Annotated in this window: 18 protein-coding genes; 9 read left to right on the top strand and 9 right to left on the bottom strand. The window is 30.3% G+C overall.

Translation table 11 applies throughout. From position 1 onward, the window contains the following. Positions 1 to 171 precede the first annotated feature (171 nt). Complete coding sequence (gene radA / locus KV700_RS11775) at positions 172 to 1,533, top strand: DNA repair protein RadA (protein WP_218597990.1); 1,362 nt, start codon at positions 172 to 174, stop codon at positions 1,531 to 1,533. A 168-nt stretch (positions 1,534 to 1,701) separates the two neighbouring features. Here the strand turns inward: radA and KV700_RS11770 are convergent, their stop codons facing one another. Beyond that, positions 1,702 to 2,262: a sugar O-acetyltransferase gene (locus tag KV700_RS11770; protein ID WP_218597989.1), complete on the bottom strand. Its 561-nt coding sequence runs from the start codon at positions 2,260 to 2,262 to the stop codon at positions 1,702 to 1,704. Positions 2,263 to 2,574: 312 nt separating this feature from the next. Between KV700_RS11770 and KV700_RS11765 the strand changes: the two genes are divergently transcribed. Continuing rightward, positions 2,575 to 3,363, top strand: coding sequence for a hypothetical protein (locus KV700_RS11765; RefSeq protein ID WP_166383688.1), 789 nt, complete (start codon positions 2,575 to 2,577; stop codon positions 3,361 to 3,363). Between the two features lie 85 nt (positions 3,364 to 3,448). Here the strand turns inward: KV700_RS11765 and KV700_RS11760 are convergent, their stop codons facing one another. Further along, positions 3,449 to 4,195: a uroporphyrinogen-III synthase gene (locus KV700_RS11760; protein ID WP_166383690.1), complete on the bottom strand. Its 747-nt coding sequence runs from the start codon at positions 4,193 to 4,195 to the stop codon at positions 3,449 to 3,451. Between the two features lie 17 nt (positions 4,196 to 4,212). Continuing rightward, positions 4,213 to 4,854, bottom strand: coding sequence for a DUF4271 domain-containing protein (locus KV700_RS17400; protein ID WP_218597988.1), 642 nt, complete (start codon positions 4,852 to 4,854; stop codon positions 4,213 to 4,215). 82 nt (positions 4,855 to 4,936) lie between these two features. Here KV700_RS17400 and KV700_RS11750 point away from each other — a divergent pair, with 82 nt between their 5' ends. The 4 genes from KV700_RS11750 to KV700_RS11735 all read left to right on the top strand — a co-directional run bounded on the left by KV700_RS11750 (position 4,937) and on the right by KV700_RS11735 (position 8,018). After that, entirely contained in the window at positions 4,937 to 5,668 is a 732-nt protein-coding gene (locus tag KV700_RS11750; RefSeq protein ID WP_218597987.1) for a polyprenol monophosphomannose synthase, read from the top strand. Then, positions 5,661 to 6,122 (top strand): GNAT family N-acetyltransferase, encoded by a 462-nt coding sequence (locus KV700_RS11745; RefSeq protein ID WP_218597986.1) that lies wholly within the window; start codon positions 5,661 to 5,663, stop codon positions 6,120 to 6,122. The genes KV700_RS11750 and KV700_RS11745 overlap by 8 nt, the downstream gene beginning before the upstream one ends. Before the next feature lie 89 nt (positions 6,123 to 6,211). After that, positions 6,212 to 7,552 (top strand): dihydroorotase, encoded by a 1,341-nt coding sequence (locus tag KV700_RS11740; RefSeq protein ID WP_218597985.1) that lies wholly within the window; start codon positions 6,212 to 6,214, stop codon positions 7,550 to 7,552. 1 nt (position 7,553) lies between these two features. Further along, entirely contained in the window at positions 7,554 to 8,018 is a 465-nt protein-coding gene (locus tag KV700_RS11735; RefSeq protein ID WP_166383700.1) for a DUF4296 domain-containing protein, read from the top strand. On the opposite strand, the gene KV700_RS11730 is transcribed toward KV700_RS11735, so the two are convergent. Continuing rightward, positions 7,990 to 9,012, bottom strand: coding sequence for an NAD-dependent epimerase/dehydratase family protein (locus KV700_RS11730; protein WP_218597984.1), 1,023 nt, complete (start codon positions 9,010 to 9,012; stop codon positions 7,990 to 7,992). The genes KV700_RS11735 and KV700_RS11730 overlap by 29 nt on opposite strands. A gap of 185 nt (positions 9,013 to 9,197) precedes the next feature. On the opposite strand from KV700_RS11730, the gene tyrS reads away from it, so the two are divergent. Beyond that, entirely contained in the window at positions 9,198 to 10,490 is a 1,293-nt protein-coding gene (gene tyrS, locus KV700_RS11725) for a tyrosine--tRNA ligase (RefSeq protein WP_218597983.1), read from the top strand. 162 nt (positions 10,491 to 10,652) lie between these two features. Here tyrS and KV700_RS11720 read toward each other — a convergent pair whose 3' ends face one another. From KV700_RS11720 to KV700_RS11705, 4 genes are all read right to left on the bottom strand, one after another. Beyond that, the gene (locus KV700_RS11720) at positions 10,653 to 11,099 is read right to left on the bottom strand and encodes a YHS domain-containing (seleno)protein (RefSeq protein WP_166383706.1); all 447 of its coding nucleotides are present in this window, start codon (positions 11,097 to 11,099) and stop codon (positions 10,653 to 10,655) included. 3 nt (positions 11,100 to 11,102) lie between these two features. After that, a complete protein-coding gene (locus tag KV700_RS11715; RefSeq protein ID WP_166383708.1) occupies positions 11,103 to 11,558 on the bottom strand; it encodes a YHS domain-containing (seleno)protein in 456 nt (151 codons plus the stop codon). 71 nt (positions 11,559 to 11,629) lie between these two features. Continuing rightward, a complete protein-coding gene (locus KV700_RS11710) occupies positions 11,630 to 12,409 on the bottom strand; it encodes an alpha/beta fold hydrolase (RefSeq protein WP_218597982.1) in 780 nt (259 codons plus the stop codon). A gap of 66 nt (positions 12,410 to 12,475) precedes the next feature. Then, positions 12,476 to 12,664: a hypothetical protein gene (locus KV700_RS11705; RefSeq protein WP_218597981.1), complete on the bottom strand. Its 189-nt coding sequence runs from the start codon at positions 12,662 to 12,664 to the stop codon at positions 12,476 to 12,478. A 274-nt stretch (positions 12,665 to 12,938) separates the two neighbouring features. On the opposite strand from KV700_RS11705, the gene KV700_RS11700 reads away from it, so the two are divergent. Then, a complete protein-coding gene (locus KV700_RS11700; RefSeq protein ID WP_218597980.1) occupies positions 12,939 to 14,495 on the top strand; it encodes a serine hydrolase in 1,557 nt (518 codons plus the stop codon). 1 nt (position 14,496) lies between these two features. Then, the gene (brnQ, locus tag KV700_RS11695; RefSeq protein ID WP_166383715.1) at positions 14,497 to 15,774 is read left to right on the top strand and encodes a branched-chain amino acid transport system II carrier protein; all 1,278 of its coding nucleotides are present in this window, start codon (positions 14,497 to 14,499) and stop codon (positions 15,772 to 15,774) included. A 132-nt stretch (positions 15,775 to 15,906) separates the two neighbouring features. On the opposite strand, the gene KV700_RS11690 is transcribed toward brnQ, so the two are convergent. After that, positions 15,907 to 16,311, bottom strand: coding sequence for a hypothetical protein (locus tag KV700_RS11690; protein WP_166383717.1), 405 nt, complete (start codon positions 16,309 to 16,311; stop codon positions 15,907 to 15,909). Between the last annotated feature and the right edge of the window lie 15 nt (positions 16,312 to 16,326).

Genomic DNA, 16,326 nt, shown 5'->3' with positions numbered 1-16,326 from the left:
AGAGAATAATTAACACACAAAATAAAACCTAAAGCTGTCATTTCGAAATGAGCTTTTTTAAGCGATTGAGAAATCTTACACACAGTTTAATATTTTAATATCCTTACCTAATAAAATAACAACTATTACTTTGTAACTTTGTTACTCTAAAACTTTGTAACTTCTTAAAAAATGGCCAAAACCAAAACAACTTTTTTCTGTCAGAACTGTGGAACCCAACATGCAAAATGGGTAGGACAATGTGGTGCTTGTAAAGAATGGAATACCATTGTAGAAGAAGTAATACAAAAAGAAGAAAAACGAGTTTGGAAACAATCTGCTACCGCAAAACAAACTGTAAACAAACCTTTAAAAGTTGCTGACATTCAGTTAAACCCAGAAGAAAGAATTGTTACCAATAACAACGAATTAGATACCGTTTTAGGTGGCGGATTGGTAAAAGGTTCTGTAACCCTTTTAGGAGGTGAACCCGGAATTGGAAAATCGACTTTATTATTGCAAGTTGCCTTAAACATCAGTCAAAAAGTATTGTATGTTTCTGGAGAGGAAAGTCAGTCTCAAATAAAAATGAGAGCAGAAAGGTTAGAAGCAAATAACTCTAACTGTTTAATTTTAACAGAAACCAATACCCAAAACATCTTTAAAAATATAGAAGAAACAATGCCAGATGTTTTGGTAATAGATTCTATACAAACACTACACACAAGCTCTATAGAAGCTTCTCCTGGTAGTATTTCTCAGATTAGAGAAACTGCTGCAGAACTAATAAAATACGCAAAAGAAACAGCAACTCCGGTTTTATTAATTGGTCATATTAATAAAGATGGAAACATCGCTGGACCAAAAATTTTAGAGCACATGGTAGATGTTGTTTTACAATTTGAAGGAGACAGAAACCACACATATAGAATTTTAAGAAGTCAAAAAAATAGATTTGGTTCTACTTCAGAATTAGGGATTTACGAGATGTTGTCTACGGGATTAAGAGAAATATCAAATCCATCAGAAATATTAATTTCTAAAAAAGATGCAGATTTAAGCGGAACAGCAATTGCGTCTACTCTAGAAGGCATTAGACCTTTAATGATAGAAATACAAGCTTTAGTTTCTACTGCCGTTTACGGAACACCACAACGCTCTACAACTGGGTATAATTTAAAACGTTTAAACATGATTTTAGCAGTTCTAGAAAAAAGAGCTGGCTTTAAATTAGGTGCCAAAGATGTATTTTTAAATATTACAGGAGGAATAAATGTAGACGATCCTGCAATAGATTTAGCAGTTGTAGCTGCCATTTTATCTTCTAACCAAGATGTTGCTATTAACCCAAATGTTTGTTTTGCCGCAGAAGTTGGTTTGGCTGGAGAAATAAGACCGGTTTCTAAAATAGATCAACGAATTACAGAAGCAGAAAAATTAGGTTACAAAACTTTAGTCGCTTCTAAATACAATAAAATAGCTTCTAAAAATCACGGAATTCGTTTGGTTTTAGTTGGTAAAATAGAAGAAGCTTTCGCTACTTTGTTTGCTTAAGGTTTAATTTTTTTACTATTTAAAAATCAACGAACCTTAATTGTTTTCTATTAGCTAACAAACAGGTTTAGCCCTGATTGAAGCGGCATCCTTTTTTTGTTTTTCACAAAAAAAGATATAGCGGAAAGCAGGAAATAGCTTCTAAAAAAACAGTACATAATAAATTTTCTAAGCTTCTAATTTCCGAATTACTTTACAAGGGTTTCCTGCCGCAAAGACATCTGCAGGTATATTTTTTGTTACCACACTTCCTGCTCCTATTACGCTTCTGTCTCCAATAACCACACCCGGACAAACTACCGTACTTCCTCCGATCCAAACATCTTCTCCAATAGTTATTGGTTTTGCTAATTCGAGTCCAGAAGCTCTTTCTTTATGATTTATAGGATGTGTTGCTGTATATAATTGCACATTTGGACCAATTAATGTTCTAGAACCAATTGTAACGGGAATTACGTCTAAAACAACACAATTAAAGTTAAAATACACATCGTTTCCTGTAATTATATTGTAACCATAATCGCAATAAAAGGGCGTTTGTACAAATAGATTCTTCCCTTGATTTGGCAGTAATTTATGTAAAATAACATTTTTTGATTCCGCTTTATCTTCTGATAAATCATTTAGCTCTTTTAATAACAATCTTGCTTCTAATCGTTCTTTGGTAAGTTGTATATCTGAAGCATCATACAATTGACCAGAGAGCATTTTTTGTTTTTCAGTTTTCATTTATCAGTTCTATTTGTACGAAGTTACTAAGATAATTTGTTTTCTAAAAAACAATAATAAAAAGACCCTTCAGGTTTCCAAAACCTGAAGGGTCTGAAAGTATTTTACCTATAAAATTAAATTTAATAGAAATTTCTAATATTAAACACCTCATAAAGCGCTTGAAAGTCTTTATAAGCTAAAATTTTAAATTAAAAATCATTTCTTTATTTGGAATGAGTTCATATCTAATGCTATTGTTATATTATTAATCTTAAAAAGGTTTGATATTTGAACTTTATAACTAAATATTATTAACTTAAAACAATACATATGAAATTTAAAATATTAAGTATTATCTGTTTAACCTTAATTACACTTGTAGGCTGTAAAGAGACTAAAAAGGAAAAGGCAAACGATACTCCAGAAAAAAGCACAAAAATTACCTTAGAAAAATTAGAAAACTCACCAGAATACGCTACTGCTTCGCTTAAAATGATAACACCAAGTGATACAGTAATAAAAACGGTTGGAGAAACTCTTTTTAATTTTGAAGTAAATAATTACGAGTTAGGCGCAATAACAAAAAGCAATAACACAGCGCTTTTAGCAAATTCAGAAAAAGGACAACATATTCATTTTATTCTGAATAACGAGCCATATTCTGCGCATTATGAGCCAACTTTTAAAAAAGAGATACCTAATGGCGTGCATCATTTGGTTGCCTTTTTAAGCAGATCTTATCATGAATCTGTTAAAAATAAAAACTCTGTAGTTGTTAAAAAATTAATTGTTGGAGAAGATACTAAAGATGATAAAAATTTAGACATAAGCGCACCAACACTTATTTATAGTCGACCAAAAGGAGAGTATACAGGAAAAGATACAGAGAACCTATTACTAGATTTTTTTGTATTAAATACACAACTTTCAGAAAATGGTAATAAAGTTCGTGCAACTATTAATGACAACGAATTTATAATAACAGAATGGGCACCAATGGTTATTAAAGGTTTACCAAAAGGAAAAGTTTCTATAAAATTAGAATTAATAGATGCAGAAGGAAAATTAATTCCGGGGCCTTTTAATAGTGTTGATAGAACAGTTACTTTAAAAGAATAATTAAATTTATAGCAAAAAAAAATCATAAAAAAACCAAGCAAAATTGCTTGGTTTTTTTATGTAATTTATAGTATTTTAAGAAATATTACTTCTTATTTACTATTTTAATATATTTATCTAAAGCCATTGTCATAGAAGGTGTTTCTGGTGACGGCGCAGTAATATCGCATTTAAAACCTGCATCTGTAACTGCCTTAACAGTAGAGTTACCAAAAGCTGCTATTCTAGTTTTATTTTGTTGAAAGTTCGGAAAATTCTTTAAAAGAGATTCTATGCCTGATGGGCTAAAGAACACTAAAACATCATAAAACACATCTTCTAAATCAGACAAATCGCTAACAACTGTTCGATATAAATCTAATCGTTTCCAAGTGATCCCTAAACTATCTAATTCTTCAGGAATTAAAGGCTTTAGTTTATCTGAACTTGGCAATAAAAACTTTTCTGTTTTATGTTTCTTGATTAATTTTGTTAAATCTGGAAACGTTCTTGTACCTACATAAATTTTTCGCTTTCTGTAAACTACATATTTTTGTAAATAAAAAGCTACTGCTTCAGACTGGCAAAAATACTTCATCGCATCTGGCACCTTAAAACGCATTTCTTCTGCTATTCTAAAAAAGTGATCAACAGCATTTCTACTTGTTAAAATAATAGCGGTAAAGTTATGTAAATCAACTTTTTCTCCTCTTACTTCTTTGACAGAGATACCTTCTACATGAATAAAAGGTCTAAAATCTATCTTTACTTTTTGTTTATCCGACAGGTCAAAATAAGGGGAAGTTTCTGTCTTTGGTTCTGGTTGCGATACTAAGATCGTTTTCACTTTCATAAGATTCTTTTTTCTAGTTAAAACAGCAATCTAAACAGTATAAATAGCGGCGCTATTTCGAAGGCGCAAAGGTACAAAATAAAATAAAACAACTCGCTAAAAACCAGCTTTTTATTAATTACTGCGTGAAATATAAAGCGAATGGAAAATAATAAGACCGAAAAATAGACTAAGAAAAGTGTATTTAATTTTGAGTACTCTACCAAAACAATAGCTATAAGTAGAAAAAAGGAAACAGAATATAAATAAACAGATTTAGAAACTAAAAAGAAATCTAACTTTTTATCGATCTTAAAAACGACAGAAAACAAAAATTCTAACAACCTTTTAAAAGTTAAATAAGAAAAAACAACACCTAAAACCTTTAAAAAAGTAAAAAAACCTTCTTCAGCAGTAGAATTATAATACAAATAGATTTTATATGCTAGTAAAGAAAGAACTACAATAGAAAAAATAAAAACAATGTTTTTAAAGGGATTAAAAAAAGAACTATTCTCCTCTATTTCAGAATCTATAAAACTTTCATTAAACAAAGAAGACACACTTCCTTTTAACCTAACAGCACTCAACCCTCTTAAAAGGAAAACACAGGCAAACAAGCATACCAATAATATGGTAATCCAACTGTTATCTATTACTACTCTTTCTATTGCTTGCACCTATTTTTGTTTTGGTAAGATTAACACAAAATTAGTAATTAAAAAATGTATATTTGTCTACTTACCACATGAAATTTTATTTATGTCAGATGCGTTAGTCATAATACCTACTTATAACGAAAAAGAAAATATAGAAGCTATTATTAGAGCCACTTTTAATCAAAAGGAAAAATTCCATATTTTAGTTGTAGATGACAATTCTCCTGATGGAACCTCAGATATTGTAGAAAACTTAATTTTAGAATTTCCAAATCAGCTATTTTTAGAAAGAAGAATCGGTAAAAGTGGTTTAGGCACTGCTTATATACATGGTTTTAAATGGGCCATTGCTAAAAAATATGATTATATTATAGAAATGGATGCCGACTTTTCTCACAATCCTAAAGATTTAATTCGCTTGTATAAAGCTTGTAAAAAAAAGGGAGCAGATGTTTCTATAGGTTCTAGATATTCACAAGGTGTAAATGTTGTGAATTGGCCTATGAAACGAGTTTTACTTTCTTATTTTGCTTCTAAATACGTCCGTTTTATTACTAGAATTCCGGTTTGTGATACTACAGCAGGTTTTGTATGTTGGAAAAGAAATGTACTTGAAACTATAGTATTAGACAAAATAAAATTTATTGGTTATGCTTTTCAGATAGAAATGAAGTTTAAAGCATGGAAACATGGTTTTAATATAAAAGAAGTCTCTGTAGTTTTTACAGATAGAACATTAGGAACTTCTAAAATGAGTGGAAACATTATTTCTGAAGCTTTGTTTGGCGTAATAAAAATGAGAGTAAAAGGATTACCAAAAAAGGTTTATGAATAAAATTACTATTAGAACTGCTTCTTTAAAAGATTTAGAAACCCTACTAGAGTTTGAACAAGGAGTTGTAGCTGCAGAAAAACCTTTAGATCCTTTTTTAGGTGATGGTAAATTATCTTATTACAATATACCCGAATTAATTTCTAATAAAGACATTTATTTTATTGTAGCTGTTTCTAACGATCAATTAGTTGCTTCTGGTTACCTAAGAATAGAAAATTCTAAACATTATCATAAAAACCCAAAACATGGTTATATTGGTTTTATATTTGTAAAACCAGCTTTTAGAGGAAATAAGATTAGTAATTTAATTTTAGAGTCTTTAAAAGGTTGGGCAGTAAAAAATGATTTAAAAGAATTAAGATTGGATGTTTATAGCAATAACTCTGCTGCAATAAAATCTTACGAGCGCTTTGGTTTTACAAAAATCTTAGTGAACATGAAAATGGGTATTTAGCAGACATAAATAGTAAAAAAAAGAATTAAAATACTTTACTAACTTTGTAAAAATTAGCAAAGTATTTTCAGAAAAAATAATTATAAAAAATGGTGAAATCAACTTTAATAAAAAACGCAAGAATTGTAAATGAAAATAAAACTTTTTTAGGCGATGTTCTCATTGAAAACGGAATTATAAAAGAAGTTTCATCAGACATAAAAGCAACTGAAAATGTTGAAATTATTGATGCAGAAGGAAAATATTTAATTCCTGGTTTTATAGATGACCAAGTACATTTTAGAGAACCTGGTTTAACACATAAAGCAAATATTGCTACAGAAAGTAGAGCTGCCGTTGCTGGCGGAATTACTACTTTTATAGAAATGCCAAACACCGTACCACAAGCTACAACGCAAGATTTATTAGAAGATAAATTTATAATTGCAGCAAACGATTCTTACGCTAATTATTCTTTTATGTTTGGTGGAACAAACGATAATTTAGAAGAATTATTAAAAACAGATCCTAAAAAAGTAGCCGGAATTAAATTATTCTTAGGTTCTTCTACAGGAAATATGTTGGTTGATAATGAAGAGATTCTAAAGAAAATTTTCTCATCAACAAAAATGATTATTTCTGTACATTGTGAAGATGAAGCAACTATTAGAAAAAACACACAAGAATTTATTGACAAATATGGCGATGATATTCCTCTAAAATACCATCCAATTATTAGAAGTGAAGAAGCTTGTTATTTATCCTCTTCTAAAGCTATTGAGTTGGCAAAGAAAACAGGGGCAAGATTGCACATTTTTCATGTTTCAACCGCTAAAGAAACCGAACTTTTTAGAAATGATATTCCTTTAGAGGAAAAACAAATTACTGCAGAAGTTTGTGTGCATCACTTATGGTTTTCAGATAAAGATTACGAAGAAAAAGGGACTCATATTAAATGGAATCCAGCAGTAAAAACAGAAAAAGATAGACTTGGTTTATGGGAAGCCTTGTTAGATGATAGAATTGATGTTTTAGCTACAGACCACGCTCCGCATACTTTAGAAGAAAAAACAAATGTATACACAAAAGCACCAAGTGGCGGACCTTTAGTACAACATGCCGTTATTGCGCTTTTAGAAAAAGTAAAAGAAGGAGTGATTCCTATTGAAAAACTAGTTGAAAAAATGAGCCATAATCCGGCAAAATTATTTCAAATTGAAAAACGAGGCTTTATAAAAGAAGGGTATTTTGCAGATATCGTTTTAATTGATACCAACAAACCTCAAACTGTATCTAAAGACAATATTTTATACAAATGTGGTTGGTCTCCTTTTGAAGGCACTACATTTTCATCAACCATAACACATACCTTTGTAAATGGAAATTTAATCTATAATGAAGGTGTTTTTAATGATAATATTAAAGGAAAACGCCTAACTTTTAATCGTTAATATGAAAAACTTAAGTTATTTTCTTGTTTCTATTTTCTTGGTTTCTTGCACAAGTAACACCATTTTTAAAGAACCAAAAGACCTCATTCCTAGAGACACAATGACCTTATTACTTGGTGATATGATGATTGCTTCTTCTGCTAAATTTGTACCAAACAAAAACCAGCAAAATAAGGTTAATTACATGGCTTTTATATATGATAAATATAAAATAGATAGCCTGCGTTTTCAAAATAGCAACTTATATTATACGTCTAAAATAGATTTATATCAGGAAATGATTACCGATGTTAAAAAAAACTTAGAAGAAAAAAAAGATTTTTATAAAAAGATAAGTTCACGTAAAGACTCCATTAGAAGGGATTCTATTAAAAAAGTGGGGGAAAAATTGAAAGAATTAGATTCTATTAAAGAAACTGAACCGATTTTAGAAGTCGCTAAGGCAGATTTTGAGATAAAGAATTAACATAGCTATCAGATACTTCTTTTATCACTTCATCAACTTTTTCAAACTGAAAAGGCAGCATTTTTTCAACTTTTTCTGACGAGTATTTAGATATTGAATGTGCACTTCTTGCTGAATATTTGCTCAACAATGGTTCTTTCCCTGAAACGAAAGACAACACCCAAGAAACCCTCCAAAAAATTGCTGTTTGCCAAGGCTTACTATTTTTTGTTGGTCTTTTTTTACCGAAAGCATCAGCTATAGAAAAGAAAATTTCTTTAAACGATTTATTCTCCGCTACTAAAATAAAACGTTCATTTTTAATGCTAGAATTCATCAATTTAATCATTGCAGCAACCACATCTTTTACACCTACAAAACCTGTAATTCCGTTTGTATAATAGTTTAATCCGTTATAAACTTGTGAAAATATTTTACCGGAACCAGCAGTATAAAATCCGCTTCCTAAAATAATACCTGGGTTTACAATAACTACATCAACTCCCTCTTGACTTGCACGCCAAATTTCCATTTCTGCACCAAATTTTGTTATCGAATAACCACTATTATCAGATTCTGGGCTCCACTCATTCTCTTCAGTTATAAGACCACCTTTTAAAGAATTTCCTACAGAAGCAATAGAACCCACAAAACAAATTTTATGCACTTTTGCATCAATGGCAAGGTTTACAATAATCGCTGTTCCATGTATATTTACTTTGCGCATTTCTCTATAATCTTTAGGATTAAAGGAAATAAATGCTGCGCAATGATATACTTTTTCAACTCCAATAAAAGCAGGAATCATAGCAGGAACGTCTGTAATATCTGCTTTAAACCATTCTATTTTAGAAATTAAATCTGCAACATCATCAGTATAAAAAGAAAAGACTTCTTGTACTTTTTTAATTCTTTCTTCAGAACGGTAAATAGCACGTATTTTTTTACCATTTTTAACTAAATGATATAACAAATGTGCACCAACTAAACCTGTTCCTCCAGTAACTAAAATCATACCGCGAATTTATGATATTTTCATTGATAAGTTTATCTTTGCATAATGAAAAATAGCAAATAAATAATTGCTATAAGATGCCAAATTGAGCTTGTCTAGATTGATAATTTAAACGATCAAGACACAAAACTTAAACAAGCTGAATTTGGCATTCGTATTTTGAATTGAATTAATTTAGACTTATAATGACAAATTTTGTTGAAGAATTACGCTGGCGTGGATTATTGCATGATATTATGCCAGACACGGAAGACTATTTATTAAAAAATAAAACTGCTGGTTATATTGGTTTTGATCCAACTGCAGACTCACTACATATTGGTAGTTTGGTGCAAATATTTATTTTGAAACATTTTCAAAATGCAGGTCATAACCCTATTGCTTTAATTGGTGGAGCTACTGGTATGGTTGGTGATCCTTCTGGAAAATCTGCAGAACGTAATTTGTTAGATGAAGTTACTTTGGCAAAAAATGTTGCTGGTGTTAGAGAAAATCTAGAACGTTTTTTAGACTTTGATGCTGCTGCAGAAAACAAAGCAGAATTGGTAAACAATTACGATTGGATGAAAGATATTTCATTAATCGATTTTGTAAGAGATACAGGGAAACATATTACTGTAAACTACATGATGGCTAAAGATTCTGTAAAGAAACGTTTGAGTTCTGAATCTTCTGTTGGTATGAGTTTTACAGAATTTACCTACCAGTTATTTCAAGGATACGATTTTTATCATTTATACCAAGAAAAAAATTGTAGACTGCAAATGGGGGGTTCTGACCAGTGGGGAAATATTACCACAGGTACAGAATTAATTCGTAGAAAAGCACAAGGAAAAGCGTATGCAATTACAGTTCCTTTGGTTACTAAAGCAGACGGAACAAAATTTGGTAAGACAGAAGGTGGAAATGTTTGGTTAAATATAGACAGAACCTCTCCTTATAAATATTACCAATACTGGTTAAATTCTTCAGATGAAGATGCAGAAAACTTTATTAAAAAGTTTACATTTTTAGACAAAGAAACTATAGAAAACTTAATTGCAGAACATAAAGAAAATCCGCATTTACGTTTGTTACAGAAAAAATTAGGAGAAGAAGTTACTATTTTAACACATGGTAAAGAAGCGTATGAGAATGCTTTAAAAGCTTCTAATATTCTATTTGGTAAATCTACTGCTTCTGATTTAAAATCTTTAGACGAACAAACATTTTTAGATGTTTTTGATGGTGTGCCACAAGCAACTGTATCAATCTCTGATGTAGAAGAAGGTTTAGATATGATAGGGGCTTTGGCTGCAAAAACAAACTTTTTAAGCTCTAATGGAGACGCAAGAAGAGCGTTAAAAGAAAATGCAATTTCTGTAAATAAAGAAAAAATAAAAGAGGATTATTCTATTACAAAAGAAGATTTAATAGCGAACAAATATGTCTTATTACAACGTGGTAAAAAAACATATTATTTATTAGTAATTGAGTAATTTAAATAACAATATCGTTTCTAAATGAACTTTTTTTTAGTCATTGGGAAGTCTAGTTATTGTACCAAGTAGTAATCTATTGATAATTATTTAATAAAAAAAGAGCTGAATATATTCAGCTCTTTTTTTTTACAACATTCACAAAACCCCCCGATATTGCTTTCAATCTTCATTCTTTATTTTAAGCCAGTTTTCATCTGCTTTATCTCTAAGTACCTCTGCTCCTTCTTTCTCCCATAACTCTAACGTATTTGTTCCCCAAGAATTGTAGAATAAATATAATTTTCCATCTCTAATCTCAAAAGTGTTAGGATCTATAGAAACTTTCTCTCCTTTTACGCCAATTGCATAAGCACAATAACCTCCATAGGCAGGCACGTATTTTTTAGGTGATTTATTAAAAATCTCTAAATTTTCTTTTGATGAAAATTTAAAATCTACCCCATCGTATGATGTTGTAAATTCTTTATCTCCTTTTTCTGCATTATTATTAAAATAAGCAACAACATCGTACCCTTCTGCTACAAAACCTTTTTTGGTATTATAATCATTCTTCTGCCCTACAGCTGTAAATGAAATTAGCAGAAAAAGAATTCCTAAATTTCTCATTATTTAATTGTTTTTATGTTTTAAACCTTGCCAATTTTTGTCTGCTTTTATTTGTAATTTCTTCGTATTTCCTTCTTTCCAATCCTCTAACTTATTACCAAAAAAAGAACTATAAAATAAATATAATTTACCATCTCTAATTTCATAAGCCTCTGCATCTATATACATTTTTGTGTTTTTCTCTGCAACAGCATAAGCACAATACCCACCATATTGTGGAACATATTTTTCGGGATTTTCTGTAAACATTTTTAAATGCTCCTCTGAAGAAAATTGAAATTTAGCACCATCGTAGGCCGCTACAAATTTCTTTTTACCTTCTACTGGTTTTTTGTCTACAAAATAAGAAACCACATCATATCCTTCTGCTACAAAACCTTTTTTAGTATTATAATCTATTTGTTGCGCTGATAAAAGAGTGGAAATTCCTAAAAAAAGGAATAGTAGAAATTGTTTCATTCGATTGATTTTTTATAAACAGTCGAACAAACTTCAAAATAATTACAAGAAACTATAAGATAAAGGTTAAATTAACAGCTTTTTATGAATTTTTTTAAAGAAAGAATCAATTCTGGAGTATTTTCAATATGACTCATATGGCCATCAGGAAAAACAACCAATTCAGAATTTGTTTTTTTAGCTTCCTCTTTAGAGCTTTCTAAATTTAAAACAAGATCTTTTTCTCCAACAATTATTAATTTTTTAAAATTATTTTCAGCTAAAACAGCATTGGTATTTAGACGGTTTTTCATCCCTTCATTCGCAGCAACATAACCTTGTAAAGATGTTTTTAAGGCTTCTTTTTTTATTGCCTCAATCTCTTCTTTATATGTTGATACATGTTCTTGATTAAATAAATTTGAAATGGACATTTTAACCATGTTTTCAAAATTATTTTGAACCATTTTATTTGCTCTAATTCTTATTTTTATGCGTTCTTCAGAATCTTTTTCTGAAGTTGAATTTAACAAGCATAATCCCTTTATTTTAGAAGGATTCATTTTGGCAAGAGCTAAAGAAATATAGCCTCCTAGAGAATGCCCAACCAAAATAAATTTTCTAATTTTTAAGTGTTTTAAAACAGCTTCTACCGTTTTAGCAAATAGCTCCATAGAATGTACATAACCTAAGCAATCAGATTTTCCGTGACCTAGTAAATCAATGGTAATTATTCTATTTCTTTTGGTAAGTTCTGGCACAATTTTATCCCACATAGTGGAATTTTCTAAAAAACCATGTATAAGAACAACAACGGATCCCTTTCCTTGATCTGTATAAAAAATATTAGCGTTTTTGTAGACTAAAAGCATAGTGAAAAATTAAAAACAATTCAACCCTAAAAGGGTTTTAACCCCTTTCAGGGATACTTAACAAAACTATACTACCTTAATATTTAACCATTTTTCTACAGCAATAATATCCGTTTTTTGTTGGTGCGAATCTATAAAATTTTCCTTTGTATCAAATTGATAAAATACTTTATCTTTTTCTATAGATGATTTCTTATTAGAAATTATAGAAAAATAAGAACTCCAAGGATAATCAGCTAATTTTTTAACAAACACCAAGCAAAGGTTTCCGCTACAGGAAAAATATATTTTTTATATAATTTAAAAAATAACGATAGTTTTTATCAGAATAAAATAAGTCTTCACCATTAATTCCTCTATGATAGAAATGATCTAATTTAATGGTTTCTAATGCTCGCATTTTTAATTTTTATTGATAAGAACTCTAAAAGTGCTTGAACCCCTTTTAGAGTTCATCGAATATTTATAAAATATCACATTTAAAGATATGAAAAATATGTATATTTCAAGGATAAAACTCACCTCAACAATGTTCAACTTTAAACAAGCAATTATTTGCTTTTTATTACTATTTATAATAGTAAATAGTAACGCTCAAATTTCAGAAAAAAACCTCGATAATTTAATAGAACAAACCTTAAAAACTTTTGATGTTCCAGGTATTTCTGTCGGAATTTTAAAAGACGGAAAAATTGTGTATGCTAAAGGACATGGAGTTCGTTCTTTAACCAACAAAAAAGACATGAATGAAAACACCTTGGTTGGTATTGCTTCTAACAGTAAGGGTTTTACATGCTTTGCTTTGGCTATGATGGTAGATGCGGGGAAATTAAATTGGGACGATAAAGTAAGAAAATACATTCCCGAATTTGAAATGTACGATGCTTGGATTACACAAAACATAACAGTTCGTGATCTAGTTACACATAGAAGTGGTTTAGATTTAGGATCTGGAGATTTAATGTTTTTTCCTGAAAACAATAATTTTACCACAAAAGATATCATCAATAATGTAAAACATTTAAAACCATCGAGTAAATTTAGAACCGATTTTAAATACAACAACAATATGTTTATTGTTGCAGGAGAAGTATTAAAACGTGTTAGCGGACTTAACTGGGATGAATTTATTGAGACTAAAATAATGAATCCGGTTGGTATGACTAGCAGTAAAGCATCTTACAACCGAGTTACAAACAGAACAAATATTATTGATGCGCACACAAGAGCAGACGGAAAAGTAATTCAGATTCCGCATGATTGGAGCGAAACTGCAAACCCTGCTGGCGGAATTGTAAGTAACGTAAAAGACATGCTTACATGGGCAAATTTTTTAATGAATGATGCCGTTACCAAAAACGGAGAACGCTTGCTAAGTGAAACTCAATTTCATGAACTATGGCAACTACAAACTCCTTTAAAAGTAAGGAAAAACGATTCTTACAACTCTAATTTTAGAGGCTACGGTTTAGGCTGGTTTTTAACAGATGTAAAAGGCGGACATAAACAGGTATACCATACAGGTGGTTTATTGGGTACCGTTACTCAGTTTACTATGATTCCAGATTTAGATTTGGCCATTATTGTATTAACAAACCAAATGAACGGAAGTGCTTTTAACACCATTACAAATACGGTAAAAGACACGTATTTAGGTTATGAGGATAGAAACTGGTTAGAAAATTTAGGGACTAACAATACCGAATATTTAAAATACAACGACAGTATAAAAGCAAGTGTTTATAGTAAAGTAGCGCTAGCTAAAGCTGATAAAAGCCTACCGAAACCTTCACAAATTGTAGGGATTTATAATGATGCCTGGTTTGGAAATATGACCATTTCTAATGATGGAAATTCTTACCTTATAAAATGTGAGCGCTCTGCTACTTTATTTGGCGAGTTGTTGCCTTACAACCAAACAACCTACGTTGCAAAATGGAACAATAGAAGTTATGATGCAGATGTTTTTGTACAATTTTCTTTTGATGAAAAAGGAAATACTACAGGAGCCACCATGAAATTTATTGCACCAATTACAGATTTTAGTTTCGACTTTAATCATTTAAACTTTAAAAAAGTAAACTAAATTGAACAAAACAAAAGATATTTGGATTGCAGGTTTTGCACTTTTCTCACTCTTTTTTGGCGCAGGAAATTTAATTTTACCTCCATCTTTAGGCGTTAAATCTGGTGCAGATTGGTGGATTGTTGTTTTAGGTTTTATCTTAACAGCTATCATTATTCCTATTTTTGCCATTTTTGCACATGCAAGGTTACAAGGTACTTTGTATGATTTTGGTAAAAAAGTATCACCTGTTTTTAGTACTATTTTTTGTTTCTTAATATACATTATAGCAGCGGCAATTCCGTCTCCAAGAACTGCTGCCGTTACACATGAAATGGCAATTCAACCATTTTTTAATACACCTCCCATTTTAACAAGTATTGTCTACTTTGTTTTGGTGTTTATTTTTGCAGTAAATCGTTCTAAAATAATAAGTTTAATTGGTAAGTTTTTAACACCAATTATTGTGCTTATTTTATTAGTAATTATAGGAATAGCCTTTTTCACTTCTCCGGGAACCGTAAATCCATCAACCTTTAAAAATCCTTTTGTAGATGGAATTTTAGAAGGCTACCAAACTTTTGACGCTATTGCTGGTGTAGTTGTAGGTGCCGTTATTATCATCTCTTTAGATTATAGTAATCATAACACCTTTAACGAGAAAAGAACATTGATTAGAAAAGCGGGTTATATCTCTGGGATTGGTTTATTACTTATTTACGGAGGTTTAATTTTAAGCGGATCATTATTCAGTGCTACCTTTGCAGAAAATGCTTCTAGAATTGAAATTTTATCTGGCTTAAGTACACAAACTTTAGGGCATTTCGGAACCATATTTTTAAGTATTTTGGTTGCCTTGGCTTGTTTTACAACTGCTGTTGGTATTGTTACCGGAACCGCAGATTATATAAAAGGTATTTGCAATAATTCTAAGACTGCGTATATTGTTACAGCAGCAACAGCTTCAATTATTGGTGTTATTGTTGGGAGTTATAATGTTGGGTTTATTATTGATGTTGCAGTGCCTGCATTAATGTTTGTCTATCCAATTACTATTGTTTTAATTCTACTAAACGTGGTACCAGAAAAATACGCTTCTAAATTGGTTTTTAGAGGTGTTGTAATTGTCACTTTTATTTTTAGTATTCCAGATTTTTTAGGGTTTATCATTCCTAGAGAAAACTTAACGGGTATTAAAAGTTTTATTCCTTTAGCAGCACATAGTTTGGGTTGGGTGTTGCCTGCTTTGTTGGTTTTTGTATTGTTAAACCTAAAAACTTATACGACAAAAAAAAACTGATTAAACATCGTTTCTCTTGAAGAAACTGAAAACTTAAAATGCTGATTCTTAATTAAACAAAAAATAAAACCCTATCTAAAATACATTTTAGATAGGGTTTCCTTTTTTGTTAGACAATTTACAATAAAGAGTCTAGTAATTTACTTTTGCGTTGTTTTTTAACTTGTCCTTTACAATAGGAAATAGATTATAAGTTGGATAAATTTCCGTCTTAAAAGCTTTCCAAGCAGTTCTTTCAATTGCTAAATTTACAGCAGCTAATTTTGAAGCAGGAAGTTCTAGTACTACCATTTGACCAAGTCCCATAACCACATACCAATCAACTACAGAAGTACCTTCTGGAGGAAAGCTTTCATAAAAACCTTGATCTGTTCTTATCTTTTCAATCTCATGTAAAGTCATGCTTTGATCGTGTTTAAGAAAAATAGTTAATAGCAACTTGTCACTAGTTTTTTCAGAACTGGTTTTTACATCAGTAGACTGTGAATAACCAGTAAATTGCAATAAGAATAATCCTAGTAATAATGCTTTTTTCATGTTTTATAATTTTTA

This window comes from Polaribacter sp. NJDZ03 (assembly GCF_019263805.1).
Lineage (GTDB): Bacteria > Bacteroidota > Bacteroidia > Flavobacteriales > Flavobacteriaceae > Polaribacter.
The sequence above is the reverse complement of the archived record's forward strand: the minus strand, read 5'-3'. Positions and strand labels throughout refer to the sequence as shown.

Coding starts and splice junctions, on each gene's coding strand:
- KV700_RS11700 (WP_218597980.1), top strand. CDS start 12,939: ATGTTCAACTTTAAACAAGCAATTATTTGCTTTTTATTACTATTTATA.
- KV700_RS11765 (WP_166383688.1), top strand. CDS start 2,575: ATGAAATTTAAAATATTAAGTATTATCTGTTTAACCTTAATTACACTT.
- KV700_RS11770 (WP_218597989.1), bottom strand. CDS start 2,262: ATGAAAACTGAAAAACAAAAAATGCTCTCTGGTCAATTGTATGATGCT.
- KV700_RS11735 (WP_166383700.1), top strand. CDS start 7,554: ATGAAAAACTTAAGTTATTTTCTTGTTTCTATTTTCTTGGTTTCTTGC.
- KV700_RS11715 (WP_166383708.1), bottom strand. CDS start 11,558: ATGAAACAATTTCTACTATTCCTTTTTTTAGGAATTTCCACTCTTTTA.
- KV700_RS11690 (WP_166383717.1), bottom strand. CDS start 16,311: ATGAAAAAAGCATTATTACTAGGATTATTCTTATTGCAATTTACTGGT.
- KV700_RS11760 (WP_166383690.1), bottom strand. CDS start 4,195: ATGAAAGTGAAAACGATCTTAGTATCGCAACCAGAACCAAAGACAGAA.
- tyrS (WP_218597983.1), top strand. CDS start 9,198: ATGACAAATTTTGTTGAAGAATTACGCTGGCGTGGATTATTGCATGAT.
- KV700_RS11740 (WP_218597985.1), top strand. CDS start 6,212: ATGGTGAAATCAACTTTAATAAAAAACGCAAGAATTGTAAATGAAAAT.
- KV700_RS11710 (WP_218597982.1), bottom strand. CDS start 12,409: ATGCTTTTAGTCTACAAAAACGCTAATATTTTTTATACAGATCAAGGA.
- KV700_RS11745 (WP_218597986.1), top strand. CDS start 5,661: ATGAATAAAATTACTATTAGAACTGCTTCTTTAAAAGATTTAGAAACC.
- KV700_RS11720 (WP_166383706.1), bottom strand. CDS start 11,099: ATGAGAAATTTAGGAATTCTTTTTCTGCTAATTTCATTTACAGCTGTA.
- KV700_RS11730 (WP_218597984.1), bottom strand. CDS start 9,012: ATGATTTTAGTTACTGGAGGAACAGGTTTAGTTGGTGCACATTTGTTA.
- radA (WP_218597990.1), top strand. CDS start 172: ATGGCCAAAACCAAAACAACTTTTTTCTGTCAGAACTGTGGAACCCAA.
- KV700_RS11750 (WP_218597987.1), top strand. CDS start 4,937: ATGTCAGATGCGTTAGTCATAATACCTACTTATAACGAAAAAGAAAAT.